At 46.0% G+C, this 12,927-nt stretch carries 17 protein-coding genes; 6 read left to right on the top strand and 11 right to left on the bottom strand.

Annotation, left to right across the window (positions count from 1 at the left end):
• Positions 1-10 precede the first annotated feature (10 nt).
• The 9 genes from ACEW9I_RS09415 to ACEW9I_RS09375 all read right to left on the bottom strand — a co-directional run bounded on the left by ACEW9I_RS09415 (position 11) and on the right by ACEW9I_RS09375 (position 5,188).
• Positions 11-166 (bottom strand): hypothetical protein, encoded by a 156-nt coding sequence (locus ACEW9I_RS09415; protein ID WP_373540109.1) that lies wholly within the window; start codon positions 164-166, stop codon positions 11-13.
• Positions 167-176: 10 nt separating this feature from the next.
• Positions 177-275, bottom strand: a complete 99-nt coding sequence (locus tag ACEW9I_RS09410) for a hypothetical protein (protein ID WP_373540108.1) — start codon at positions 273-275, stop codon at positions 177-179.
• Positions 275-472 carry a hypothetical protein gene (locus ACEW9I_RS09405; RefSeq protein WP_373540090.1) on the bottom strand — a complete coding sequence of 66 codons (198 nt, stop codon included), beginning with the start codon at positions 470-472 and terminating at the stop codon, positions 275-277. Before ACEW9I_RS09405 ends, ACEW9I_RS09410 begins: the two co-directional genes overlap by 1 nt.
• A 349-nt stretch (positions 473-821) precedes the next feature.
• Positions 822-1,196 carry a TIGR04255 family protein gene (locus ACEW9I_RS09400; RefSeq protein ID WP_373540089.1) on the bottom strand — a complete coding sequence of 125 codons (375 nt, stop codon included), beginning with the start codon at positions 1,194-1,196 and terminating at the stop codon, positions 822-824.
• Between the two features lie 272 nt (positions 1,197-1,468).
• Positions 1,469-1,960 carry a YajQ family cyclic di-GMP-binding protein gene (locus ACEW9I_RS09395; RefSeq protein ID WP_373540088.1) on the bottom strand — a complete coding sequence of 164 codons (492 nt, stop codon included), beginning with the start codon at positions 1,958-1,960 and terminating at the stop codon, positions 1,469-1,471.
• A gap of 153 nt (positions 1,961-2,113) precedes the next feature.
• Complete coding sequence (locus ACEW9I_RS09390; RefSeq protein ID WP_373540087.1) at positions 2,114-2,533, bottom strand: MAPEG family protein; 420 nt, start codon at positions 2,531-2,533, stop codon at positions 2,114-2,116.
• A 60-nt stretch (positions 2,534-2,593) separates the two neighbouring features.
• Positions 2,594-3,088, bottom strand: coding sequence for a DNA recombination-mediator protein A (locus ACEW9I_RS09385; RefSeq protein WP_373540086.1), 495 nt, complete (start codon positions 3,086-3,088; stop codon positions 2,594-2,596).
• A 59-nt stretch (positions 3,089-3,147) separates the two neighbouring features.
• Entirely contained in the window at positions 3,148-3,303 is a 156-nt protein-coding gene (locus ACEW9I_RS09380) for a hypothetical protein (RefSeq protein ID WP_373540085.1), read from the bottom strand.
• Complete coding sequence (locus ACEW9I_RS09375; RefSeq protein WP_373540084.1) at positions 3,287-5,188, bottom strand: NB-ARC domain-containing protein; 1,902 nt, start codon at positions 5,186-5,188, stop codon at positions 3,287-3,289. Before ACEW9I_RS09375 ends, ACEW9I_RS09380 begins: the two co-directional genes overlap by 17 nt.
• A gap of 519 nt (positions 5,189-5,707) precedes the next feature.
• On the opposite strand from ACEW9I_RS09375, the gene groL reads away from it, so the two are divergent.
• Positions 5,708-7,384 carry a chaperonin GroEL gene (gene groL / locus ACEW9I_RS09370; protein ID WP_373540083.1) on the top strand — a complete coding sequence of 559 codons (1,677 nt, stop codon included), beginning with the start codon at positions 5,708-5,710 and terminating at the stop codon, positions 7,382-7,384.
• An 81-nt stretch (positions 7,385-7,465) separates the two neighbouring features.
• Here the strand turns inward: groL and ACEW9I_RS09365 are convergent, their stop codons facing one another.
• Positions 7,466-8,248, bottom strand: coding sequence for a Uma2 family endonuclease (locus ACEW9I_RS09365; RefSeq protein WP_373540082.1), 783 nt, complete (start codon positions 8,246-8,248; stop codon positions 7,466-7,468).
• Between the two features lie 234 nt (positions 8,249-8,482).
• The gene (rsmI, locus tag ACEW9I_RS09360; RefSeq protein ID WP_373540081.1) at positions 8,483-9,355 is read right to left on the bottom strand and encodes a 16S rRNA (cytidine(1402)-2'-O)-methyltransferase; all 873 of its coding nucleotides are present in this window, start codon (positions 9,353-9,355) and stop codon (positions 8,483-8,485) included.
• Here rsmI and ACEW9I_RS09355 point away from each other — a divergent pair.
• The 5 genes from ACEW9I_RS09355 (at position 9,339) to ACEW9I_RS09335 (ending at position 12,911) form a co-directional block, all read left to right on the top strand.
• Positions 9,339-9,842, top strand: a complete 504-nt coding sequence (locus ACEW9I_RS09355) for a cobalamin biosynthesis protein (protein WP_373540080.1) — start codon at positions 9,339-9,341, stop codon at positions 9,840-9,842. The genes rsmI and ACEW9I_RS09355 overlap by 17 nt on opposite strands.
• A 628-nt stretch (positions 9,843-10,470) precedes the next feature.
• A complete protein-coding gene (locus ACEW9I_RS09350; protein WP_373540079.1) occupies positions 10,471-10,653 on the top strand; it encodes a hypothetical protein in 183 nt (60 codons plus the stop codon).
• A 112-nt stretch (positions 10,654-10,765) separates the two neighbouring features.
• The gene (locus ACEW9I_RS09345; protein ID WP_373540078.1) at positions 10,766-11,278 is read left to right on the top strand and encodes an inorganic diphosphatase; all 513 of its coding nucleotides are present in this window, start codon (positions 10,766-10,768) and stop codon (positions 11,276-11,278) included.
• 192 nt (positions 11,279-11,470) lie between these two features.
• Complete coding sequence (gene panD / locus ACEW9I_RS09340) at positions 11,471-11,851, top strand: aspartate 1-decarboxylase (RefSeq protein ID WP_373540077.1); 381 nt, start codon at positions 11,471-11,473, stop codon at positions 11,849-11,851.
• A gap of 367 nt (positions 11,852-12,218) precedes the next feature.
• A complete protein-coding gene (locus ACEW9I_RS09335; protein ID WP_373540076.1) occupies positions 12,219-12,911 on the top strand; it encodes a (2Fe-2S) ferredoxin domain-containing protein in 693 nt (230 codons plus the stop codon).
• The last annotated feature ends 16 nt before the right edge of the window (positions 12,912-12,927 follow it).

Here is a 12,927-nt window from a genome sequence, read left to right as displayed (position 1 = left end):
CAATCGAATCTTAACCCACTAACTCTAAGTCCCGTTTACATAAAGCTTCCACAGTGATGCCATTAAACGCAATCAATTGACCCGCAGTAGCCGTGGTTTCACCACGTTTCCAGGCGAAGGTATCGCGAGGCGAGATCGAGCGACCGTAAAACTCTATCTCAAACATCAAGCTCTTATCACTGTGTAGATTGTAAGTGTTCTGTGAGTGCTTGGGAAATGTTATCTTCTGGACTATAGATTCGTGAAGATGAGCTATTCGCCTTTAGCTTGTCAATTAGAAAATGTAAGGCTTCATCGTCGCGATGCTGGAGTAGGTAGGGCTTGCTGAAGATCTCAGCAAGCCAATCACTGCAAGGGTTTTGAGCCTTTTTTCAGAAATTAAGTGCAAGGTTTTGACGTTGAAAGGTTCAGAACCCTTGCACTCGATCGCTTGAATCTGGCGATCGAGTGAGAATATTTGCAACAAAACCATTTTTTAGCAAGGAGTTTAGGCTTTAGAACAGCATCAGGGACTAATTCAGCAAGCCCTACATAAACATTATTGAAAGGCTGACTGAATAAAGGTTGAGTGTACTTCATGAACAAGGAAAGTGCTGTAACGTCCCCGATGACCAAATATTACCTCGCGAACATATCTAGTTTGCTGCCACTATTTCTGCACAGTTTTTCAGGTGACGCAAATCTTTAGGGATAATCCATTGACCAAGTTGTTCAAATAGTTGACGATAGAGTTGGGGTGTAGCCATTATTTTACGTGGATTTGTCTTTCGCTAAAACAATTGAACCACGGCGTAAGCCCCTTTTCTATTAATTATTGTTCTCTAGACACCACAAGCTTTCCAGGACTTTTCTACACCACTAAGACCTACCTCTTTAAATCTATCCCAACCTGGATAGGGAATAAAGTGACTAAAGGTAAAGCCATCTAAGCGAACTTGGATCGCATTCTGTTTATCAATGCTCACCAAGTCATATCCAACTGGATTATTACTAAAGCTGCTACTTAAAACAGTATTGCTAGTGCCCTCAACAGTAATACTATTTTGGAGATTGACTAATTGCTCTCGAATTTCATACTCGGATTCGATCTCAGTCGCCATCTTCAGCAGGTGAGCAACTTCCACCTCTGGCGAGCATTGCACCTTAATGCCAATCCTTGCTTCAACAATAGGCGATCGCGAGTAGTAAGCTGTCAAACATTTAAAACACTCTTTTTGTCCTGTAGAACCTTTGCTGTAAGGGATTCAGTCAAAAGATTTAGATGTAAAACAGCTTATCTAGTTTTCTCCATAACTATATTGTAAATCTAGCGGCAATAGGATGATGCCCGATCTTTACAACCATTATAGCGATCGAGACTCCTAGCTCTTCAGTTAGTGCTCAATTTAGAGACTGATTTAGCTACAATCTTCACCAGCCACTAGTTATAACTCGATAGACACCTATCTGCTGGATGGTGGCGAGGGCTTTAGCGATAGTTAGTAAATTGCAAAGCCACTGGTAAATCTTCCTGTTTCATGCGCTGCATTACGCCCTGGAGTTCATCTTTATCCTTGGCGGTAACGCGGACGACATCGCCTTGAATTGAGGGCTGAACTTTTTTAAACTCGTCCCGAATTAACTTGGAAATTTGCTTGGCAATCTCTTGACTAAGACCTTTTTTGAGGGTGACTTCTTGACGGACTCGATTGCCACTGGCTGATTCGATCGTGCCGTAGTCGAAGATTTTTAGTGATAGATTGCGTTTGATTGCTTTACTTTGAAGCATATCATGAACGGCAGTGAGTGTCATTTCACTGGAAGTGTTGATGGTAATCTTATCTTCAGCTAGTTCGACGGTTGTCTGAGTATCTTTGAGATCGTAACGACTGATAATCTCGCGATTGGTTTGATCGAGAGCATTAACTAGTTCCTGCCTGTCGAAATCACTGACAATATCAAAAGAGAATGTAGATGCCATATAGGGTGCTTAGTTAGGTGGGATATGTGCTTAGTTAGGAAAGGCTTTAGGCTTTAGGTGTTAGGTATTAGGTGTTAAGAAAATTCAATTAGTTAAACCTAGATCTTACATGCAATCCCTAAAGCCTAAAGCCTAAAGCCCAAAGCCTAACCCCTAATTCATCGTGCTGATGATGCTCATTGACATGAGTGTGTAGATTGCCACCGAACCGACTCCAAACATCAGGGAGCGACCGATCGGGAAATTGATGATATAAAAGATTGAATAAAATAACCGTGCGGCTGTAAATCCGATCGCACAATTGACTACCGTTGGGGAATCTTGATTGGTGACATAGGCCATAAATGCGGCAGCACCATACAGTATAAATGCTTCCCAAGAGTTTTGATGTGCCCAAGTTGCCCGTTTGCCATAATCTGGCATTTTGTCAAACGCTGCGCGAGGAGCACCAATATCGAACCCGACTTGAAAGCGGGTAATTGCGACTACTAGATAAGGAAAATAGACTAGAGCTGCGGCAGCGGCGATCGAGCCGAGTAAAATTGTAGATGTAGAAAGATTGGCGAAGTTCATAAAACAGGTGCTTGCAGCCAGAAAGCTAGGTGAAACCTGCGCTGGATATAGGTGTAAGGGCTAGTCGAAATAAAATAAAGTTACAACTTTCCGCTGCTCTTCAGCTTCATGGCAAGTTTGCAACAGCGTGCTACTTTCATGGAAGGCAAAACAGATCAATTGCTGACAACGAGACACAATTTCCTGATTGCATAATGCGCTGGCTTCACCTAGAGATAGCGCATCATTGTTGGGGCTTTCCACTAGGTGCATCACATTTTGTAACTGCTCTTGAGACTCGCGGGGTTGACGAGCCAGACTTTGAGGTAAAATTACTGTCAGTAGGTCGCGATCGGCTCTAATTGCGCCCCGAATCGCCGCAGAATTTGTGCCCGTTGCCCCAGAGGTAATCAGGCGGTTGCCAGATAGTACCAAGGCGTAGCTCATCATCTCAATCAGATGTTGATGAGTAATCGGAACGTGGCGGGAACCCAGTAGCGCAATTTTTTTGGAGCCAGTCTGTTGAATCGTAGCTAGTTCCTGGGCTAGGGTATCGATATCAGATACGTTAATCAAAGACGGTGCATGGCTTAACAACTTTAATATTTTAACACAACGAGGTCTAGGTTTAGGTGTTAGGCTTTAGGCTTTAGATGTTTGCGATCGATCCCAGTAGCAATATCCCAAATTTGGAGACAGGTTCGATCGTTACCAGAAATTAGTTGGCGACTATCTGGGCTAAATACTAGGCTACAACTTGCTTTGACTCGCAAATCATTGGTGGAGCGCAAAGACAATCCCCCCAAATGCTTGAGTAAAGACAGATCGATCGAATCTCGCTCCGGTAAAATTGACACGATGCAGAGTGACATCAGCTAGATAAGCCGATCGAATGGGCAACTGGGAACAGTCCAAATCTGTGAGGGTGCGATTTGGCTCCAACTCAATTAGTAAATTCAGGATATTTCCAGCTAGATAGCCAGAGGGGATCGGCTCTAGAGTCTGCCATTGGCTCAATATTTGCCGCAGGTAGTTACTTAAATCGGCACGGTTGGCAACACTCAGCAATCGCGCTAATATGGGTCGTAAAATTAACTGAATCTGGGTATGACGGAGATAATCTCTAGCTTTTGCCTGAATAATGGCATAGGTATTGAGGTGGGAAAAATACTGTTGTAGATCCGAATTTGGCAGATTTACTAAAGGTGGTGTGAGTTCGGTGACAAACAGATCGATCGATCTGTTTGTGGCATAAGCGATCGTGACTGGTTGGAGCGACCAAGTTTGCTCCCGACAAGTAATAATACAACGGCGGGATAATGACTGGAGCGCGTTGACGATCTCTCCAGGGGCATGAGGATTGAGGATCGAATTCGATCGCAATTCTACCCCAGTCACAGGTTCGCGTTCGATCGCCAGCCAATAGACTAGCTGCTGTTCGATTTCCGATAGTCGCTCAAACTGACGATCCAAGACATCATCGATATTGCGAAACTGAAGTTGACCCCGTTCGATCATCGGGTAAAGTTCGAGGACTTTTTCGCCGCCACCAGTTATTTCTACTGCTGTAATTGCCGCAATTTTGAGCGCGAGCGGATTGCCGCCGTAGTGGTTGTGTACTTCCTGCCACATTTGCGGTGGTAGCTGCGGACAACCATAGGATTGAATCAATTGATGTCCGGCAGCGGATGTGATGCCATATATTGTCATCGCTCGAACTAGCTGTGGGTTGACGATCTGCGATCGCACGATCGTATGCGGTTTTTCGCGACTGGTGAGGATCGCACAACTTTGATGGGGGAGTTCGCCCATCGCCCGAAACAATCGATCGTAGCCTTCATAACCTGGCAAATATTGACCCGATTGGACTCCTCCTGCGAGGATCGATTCGACATTATCGACGATCAGTAGACAGCGAGATCGCTTGAGACAAGCGATTAACAAATCAATCTGTCTTTCAAGCGAGTCTGGTAGATCGATCGATGGTTGCGGACTCAAGCACTGAATCAGATCGGCACAAAATTCGGTAATTGGCGGTAAATTGAGTAGCGATCTCCAGATTGTCAGATCGAAATATCCCTCAAGCTGATGAGCGATCTCCCATGCCAATGTCGTTTTACCCATGCCGCCCATCCCAATGAGGAAAATCAGCCGACAACGTTCGTGGAGACACCAATCAGTTAGGGTGGCTAACTCCTCCGTCCGCCCATAAAAACGCATATCAGTTTCGACTTCTGGCTGCTGGTTTACAGTACTCCAATCTGCGGCGCACCTGCTGGGTAATAATGCTGGAACCTCAGCTAGTGTGGCTCCCGGCTGCTTTACATACCACGATAGTACTGCTGCCAAACTCTTTTTTGTCACTTTATGTTCCAATCTTAGGCTCAGAGACTGCCACAACCGAGCAGCAGTCTCTCTGACATAGCCGATCTGATATTCTTCTATTTGCGGATCGATGCCCAACTGTTTAGACGGCAGTTGAGCTTCAATCCGTTGGTATGCCCCCGCCCCGTTCGCTGATTGTTGGCTCTGCCAAATCGATTCGGCTCCGGTTGCCGCGATTTCTTGATAGCTATTTCCAGCAATGACTCCGCGAATAATCTGGATCTGAACTACACTCAGAGATTTGGGAGCCATCACTGCCTTAATAATTGCTATCGCTCGATCGGCATCCATAATTCGATTTTGGGCTGATTGATTATAGATATCGTACCTTTTATCCTACTTTTTACATACTTTTCTAGCCATAAACTACCTATTGACAAGAGTAAAATACAAATACAGAGTGTTTGTGTGTTCAACTTTTGATTCTTTTGGTATGACTTCCTCAATTTGAGTTGTCTTCCGAATCAATCTCCCCAAGCATAGTTGGTTTCTATCCGATAGACTAGCCATGCCTGGGGGTTTTTTATTACTACCTTTCCAGTATCAAATTAGACATCTAAAGTAGTGGCTGGTGGATGGTGAATGGTGAATGGTGAATGGTGAATGGTAAATAAATGACCGACTATAGATCGAGATTGTCTAGTTCTTGAGGAGGAAGGGAGTAACTCGAATTAGCGTTGTTGCATTTACTCTCGTACCAGTGTCAAACTCCATTAGTTCGGGAAACCGCACACAGATGCACCAAAATCCGTTTAGCACTCCTAGTCATAGAGTGCTAAATTTTGGAAGAGATGATTACAAAAAAAGAATATGGCAAAAATTATAGCGTTTAACGAAGAATCCCGTCGTGCGCTCGAACGGGGTGTCAACGCCTTGGCTGATGCAGTCAAGATTACTTTGGGTCCCAAGGGACGAAACGTCCTGTTAGAAAAGAAATTTGGCGCACCTCAGATCGTTAATGACGGGATTACCGTCGCTAAAGAAATCGAATTGTCCGACCCGTTAGAAAATACTGGAGCCAGACTAATTCAAGAAGTTGCTTCCAAGACTAAAGATGCGGCTGGAGATGGTACCACTACAGCAACCGTCCTCGCTCAAGAGATGATCCGCGAAGGCTTAAAAAATGTCGCCGCAGGTAGCAATCCGATCGGTATCAAGCGTGGGATGGACAAAACTGTAGCAATGTTAGTTACAGAGATCGCCAAACTAGCGACACCTGTTGAAGGCAAAGGCATCGCGCAAGTTGCTAGCGTCTCGGCTGGGAACGATGCCGAAGTCGGCGAGATGATCTCCGCAGCAATGGATAAAGTCACCAAAGATGGTGTGATCACAGTCGAAGAATCAAAATCGCTGACGACCGAACTCGAAGTCGTCGAAGGGATGCAGATCGATCGCGGTTATCTCTCACCATATCTGGTCACAGACCAAGAGCGGATGGTAGTTGAATTTGACGATGCGCTGATTCTGATTACCGACAAAAAAATTAACTCGATTCAAGATTTAGTCCCAATTCTTGAAAAAGTTGCTCGTGCTGGTAAACCTCTCCTGATCATCGCCGAAGATCTCGAAGGCGAAGCATTGGCTACACTTGTCGTAAATAAAGCTCGTGGCGTACTCAGCGTTGCAGCGATTAAAGCTCCAAGTTTTGGCGACCGCCGCAAAGCGATGTTACAAGATATTGCGATCCTGACTGGCGGACAGATGATTTCTGAAGAAATCGGTCTGAGCCTGGATACTGCGACATTGGAAATGCTCGGCACTGCTGCTAAAATCACGATCGACAAAGAGAACACGACGATCGTTTCTAGCAATAGTAGTAGTAGTGATGTCCAAAAACGGGTGCTGCAACTCAAGCAACAACTCGCGGAAACAGATTCGGATTACGATACCGAAAAACTCCAAGAACGGATCGCTAAATTAGCTGGTGGTGTCGCGGTAATTAAAGTCGGTGCAGCTACCGAAACCGAACTCAAAGATCGCAAACTGCGGATCGAAGATGCTCTCAATGCCACTAAAGCAGCCGTCGAAGAAGGAATCGTCGCTGGTGGTGGTACCACATTGATTCACCTCGCTGATAAAGTCGCAGCCTTCAAAGCGAACTTGTCCGATCCTGAAGAAAAAGTCGGTGCAGAGATCGTCGCCAAGGCTCTCGAAGCACCACTGCGTCAAATCGCCAACAACGCAGGTGTCGAAGGCTCCGTCGTCGTCGAACAAGTCCGCGCTGCTGCCGATCATATCGGTTACAACGCGGCTACTGGTGTATTTGAAGACCTACTCGCGGCGGGGATTGTCGATCCTGCTAAAGTAGTTCGCTCCTCCTTACAAAATGCGGTATCGATCGCAGGTTTAGTCCTCACTACTGAGGCTCTGATCGTCGAGAAACCCGAACCTAAGTCTGCGGCACCTGACATGGGCGGCATGGGCGGCATGGGCGGCATGGGTGGCATGGGCGGCATGGGTGGCATGGGCGGTATGGGGATGATGTAGTCCCAGTAGATACTTAGACAGCAATAGATCCCCGACTTCTTGGAGAAGTCGGGGATCTGTCGTATCTGGCGATTGCTATAGTTAAACTTCGTCTGGATCGATACCCAATTCTCGCAGTCTAGAGGCTAATCTGGTCGCTCGATCGCGTTCTTGGGCTAACTGTGCTTGCTGTTGTGCCGATCGCGATTGTTCTTGTGCTAGCTGTGTTCGATCGAGATCGATTTGCAGTTTAGCTTGTCTAATTTGTTCTGCTGGCGTGGGATAACGCTGGTTATCCTCTGCATACCAATAGAGCCAATCTCGCGTCAAGCCACCGTATTCGCCACGCTCGTAGCCGATGCCCAAACCGATTTCTGGCATCCAGAAAGGATTACTCTCTTGCAGCTCATATCGACCATTTACGAGCTTGTGAATTTCTAGTTTAGGCTTGCGTCGCCGCTTGGAATTGTAAATGACATAGTACAAGACTCCCATGCTGGCATAGCGATCGAGCTTGCTAGTATATTCTCGACCAAGTATAATCGAGACTACTTCTAGCACGAAACTAGGAACGACTTCCTCTTCCAAAAGGTCATAATTAGAGCGAAGTTCTTCATCATAAAATCGCTCTACACCCAAGCTCAAGAAGCCATCGGGAACGATCGGTGGTTGTTCGGGATGAAAGTAAATACCCATATCGATTCCAAAGAACCAATCCATTCGATCGACCCACAAGATCTGGAGGATTGATTTAAGTAAACTAGGGATGATTTCTTGAAGTTCATTATCCACAGGGGTATCGTCAGAGCAGGGGAGTTCGTCGGCAGTGGGGAGGTATCTGGGTATACTTGGCACGGTCAAAGCTTGCGCTTTTGATAAAAACACGATCTATCGATAATGTCCCCATACCCGACAGCCCACACCCCACACCCCACACCCTAACCTCAAATTATGACCGTGCAAAGTATAGTTCGGATTGGAACATGGCTACTATACCAAAGGATCTACAGCTATTTTACTCAGAAATTTCCGGCTCATCTGCGAGCATTCTACTTTTAACGAACAGAAGCTCTGGCTTCGGGGTTGAAATCCCCAGCGGGACAACATAATTATCAATTATCAATTATCAATTAATTTAGCAGCATCGAGATCGATCGCGAGTGCCAATTGATAGACATATCGTCGCGATTGAGAGATTTGTTCGGCGACGATGCGACTGGCTTGAGAACGTGATGTGTCATTGAGCATCAATTCGATTAAGGCGCGTTCGATCGCTTCATCCGATAGGGTTGGGTGGCTGACAGGGGCACCCGCAATGACGATCGCGTATTCCCCCTGGGGTTCGGTGTGGGTGTAATGCTCGATCGCCGCACCAATTTCGCCTCGCCAAAATTCCTCATGCAGTTTGGTTAATTCTCTACCGATGACAATCTGTCGCTCTGTGCCAAATGTCGTCGCAAAGTCTGCTAAAGTCTGGCGCAAACGGTGGGGAGATTCATAAAATACGAGGGTACGAGCTTCACCTGAAACTGCTTCCAATCGCCCCTTCCGTTCCTGTCCTTTGGCTGGTAAAAAGCCTTCAAATACAAATCGATCGCTCGGCAATCCCGAAGCACTCACAGCCGTAATTACCGCAGTTACCCCAGGAATGGGAATGACGCGAATCCCTGCGGCAACACAAGCTGAGACAATCAGATAACCAGGATCGGATATCCCTGGCATCCCCGCATCTGTCACTAGGGCGATCGATTTACCTGCTTGCAATTGACCGATCAGTTCGGGAATGCGCTGTTGTTCGTTATGCTGGTGGTAACTGATTTGCGGAGTCTTAATCTCAAAGTGATGGAGTAATTTACCAGTGTGGCGGGTATCCTCAGCCGCGATCGTATCTACATCCCGCAATACCTGAATCCCCCGCATTGTCATATCACCCAAATTACCGATCGGTGTACCAACTAGATATAGAGTTTTTGCAGTGACTTCGTTTGACATATTATTTGCGATGGCGGATGTGATGGAGCGGGTGCTTAAATCGAGATTGACTTGTGCTGGGATACCCATCCAAACCTGCAATGATGCGAACAAATATCTGTGGGTAGGGATCGGCTGTCAGCGGGGAGTGTCTAAATTAGTCATCCAGGAAGCGATCGAGTCAGTATTTACCGAGCACGATCTAGATCTTGCCACAATTGCGGGGATTGCAACACTCGATCGCAAAGCCAATGAGGCGGGATTGCTCGATTATTGTCGTGAGTCGGGGTTGTTTTTAAAAACTTATCGCCCAGAACGGCTAAATTCCGTCATTGTCGATCGTCCATCGCGATTGGTATCAGAATTAGTCGGGACTGCCAGTGTAGCTGAAGCAGCGGCTCTTTGTGCGGCACAAACCAAGACTTTACTAGTCCACAAGCAAAAACTTCGGATCGCTGGTAATGGTGTAACGGTAGCAATTGCTCAGAGCGATCGGAATTTAGCGTAGATAACCAAAGTTGTTACAGCACTTTCCTTGTTCATGAAGTACACTCAACCTTTATTCAGTCAGCCTTTCAATAATGTTTATGTACTCCACATAGCTGGAAAGTGCTGTATTGATAACCTCAGCGGTTTCTAACCCCTGCTCTTCATACGAAGTCCGCCGACGCAGACTAACATCTTTAACGTGAGTTGGGGCTGTTGGGTTTCGCCTTGCTCTACCCAACCTACAGATCCGTGTACTAAAGTGGAGTGAATGCCGCTCTAAGCTTCACACAAGCCATCCATACGCAGGGGAGTTTGAGGGGCGGCGTTCCGCCTCTCAACGGGGGGTCTGGGGGTCGGAACCCCCAGATCCGGGTTCTGTCCATACAAGTAAAACTCGCACCATACAAATTCTCATCGTTGCCGATTAGCTTCTCACCGAAAGATCTCAAATAGGTTATGTAAGTTAGATCGTCCCATCGCGCTGAAATAATCGAGAAATTTTGCTAAAAATCACCGTAAATACAAATAATTGTGAGCTATGTAACAACCCTATACCAGTTGTTGGGTACAATAGATGTAGTGGTGCGATTTAGACCGACTGTTAGTTCAGCGGTCAGCACCAATATTGAGTTAAATACATTTATCACATGGCATCAATCCCCCCTGGCAAGTCCAAAACCGAACCTCCTCGACGCAGATGGGGAGAGTTTTGGGGAAGTGCGATCGCGATTTTTACACTGATCTTACCTGTCGCGGCGATCGTTCACTACTCGCCAGCTAGCAGCGTTCAAGCTTTACCTACTTCCACGACAGCAGAGTTACCCGAATGATCTAAAAAACAATATTCGGACTCGAAAATAGCTATTATCCAATTCCCAATCCCTAGTAAAATGCAATTAGGGGATTACTTCCCCTAGCTTGTTTGAATTGGAGAATTTTATTTTGGACTTAACGCTCATTCCCGCTCAACCTAAATTCGGGATTATCAATGTTTTAATCGAGATTCCCGCTGGGAGTAAAAATAAATACGAATTTGATAAAGACATGAATGCGATGGCACTCGATCGCGTGTTGTCTTCTTCAGTCCAATATCCCTGCGACTACGGCTTCATCCCCAACACACTGGGTGATGATGGCGATCCGCTCGATGCAATGGTGATGATGGATCAGCCGACTTTTCCAGGTTGTGTAATTGCTGCACGTCCGATCGGAATGCTAGAAATGATCGATGGTGGCGATCGGGATGAGAAAATCCTCTGTGTCCCCGATAAAGATCCCCGCTATGCTAATGTAAAGTCGCTCAAAGACGTTGCTCAACATCGCTTGGATGAAATTTCTGAATTTTTTAAGACTTATAAAAATCTCGAAAAAAAAGTTACCGAAATCCTCGGCTGGAAAGATATTGATGCGGTAATGCCTCTAGTTCAAGAATGCGTTGCGGCGGCGAAGAAATAAGCAATGGGAAAATGGGACCCGGCAAATTACCAATTTTTTCCCATTTTTACCAAGCAGATAACAACTAATAGCTGCATCACATGCAGGGGGTGACTTTCCTACCTGTACAGGTGGATTGTTGTTGGATTCGGGCTTGATTTCTCGTTCCAACAAATCCCTAACCCCTCATCCCTTATTCCCAACTCCTAACTTATGCAGCGCACGTTACTAGCAGCTAAAATTCACAGTTGCACGATTACAAATGCTAATCTCAACTATATGGGCAGCATTAGTATCGACGAGCTGTTACTGACTGCTGCGGGCATAGTACCCTACGAGCAAGTGCATGTTGTCAATGTAAATAATGGCGAAAGGTTTATTACCTATGCGATTGCTGCTGCACCTGGTTCTGGATCGATCGAGTTGAATGGTGCAGCGGCTAGACTGGGCGTTAAAGGGGATAAATCGATCGTCATGAGCTACGCCCAATTCAACGACGTGGAAGCTCAAAATCACCAGCCAAAGGTAGTGATGGTAGACGATCGCAATCAAATTACTGAAATTAAATCTGACATCCCAACTGGATTGGGCTAAGTTCGACTCATCGACGAGCGCAACGCGAATAGGTTTACCATTTTCAAATTAGTTGCAAACTATTGTCATTTGCTTGCCGATCCGATATAGTAACAGTAACTGAGGAAACCAAAATAAATCTCTTGACTAGCAAATTTGAGGTGTGTGCAGTTGTTCCTGGTGTGGCGGGAGAATGCAAGCCGTTGTATAGTTGGCGATCTGGTAAATGAGTGACCAGACGGGCTAAATCAATCTGGAAGTTAGGCTGAGAATCTAGATCTATTGTACGATCGATATTTCATGGCGAATTAATCGTCGCCACTATTTAAAAAAATAGTAAGAATAATTATCAGTAACTATAAAAAAGGCCCTTTAGAAAGCACTATTTATGAGCAATCACCAGCGAAAACTTACTCGATCGCTAACAGGTCATTTTCTCGGCTGGGGGGACGATCGCACACCACACCGTTACATCAGATTAGCCACTCCCAATGGCGAACAACTAGTCAAAATTGCTAAAAGTCTCCGCCCGCAAATTCAGGATTGGCAACCAGGCATCTGGCTGACATTACTCAGCCAAGAACGGATCGGCGCTACAGGTGAGATCGAGATTAAAGTCAAACAGTTATTGACTCTACCACAAATGAAGTCGCCGCTGGAGAGTGGTTTCACCGCGCCAGTACCGCCCACAATCGAGCGTTACCCAGCAGCCAATAGCCCCGTCTTACCAACAAAAATTCAAGTGTGTCAGGGTTCAAGCTGTCGGCGACGGGGGAGCGAGGGGATCTGTCACGCCATGCAAACATATCTCGATCGCCACGATCTCACCGATCGAGTAGAAATTGAGACAGTAAAATGTCTCCATCAATGTAAAGCAGCACCACACGCGATCGTCACTAACCCAGCCGGAGCAATATTACCTGGAAAAACTCACTACCGCCAAATTCAACCTACTCAAGTATCAGCACTTTTAGCCAAGCATTTCCCGATCGATGTACAACCGGAATCGATCGGCTCTAATTTCATCGAAAAAATTGGTGCTTATTTGCAGCATCAGGTTTCCACCGCCGTTACTCATTAACTTAAATTTTTAGATT

Origin of the sequence: Chamaesiphon sp. (genome assembly GCF_041738855.1) — a bacterium.
In the GTDB taxonomy this organism is placed as follows: Bacteria; Cyanobacteriota; Cyanobacteriia; order Cyanobacteriales; family Chamaesiphonaceae; genus Chamaesiphon.
This window is presented reverse-complemented; position numbering and strand designations above follow the sequence as displayed.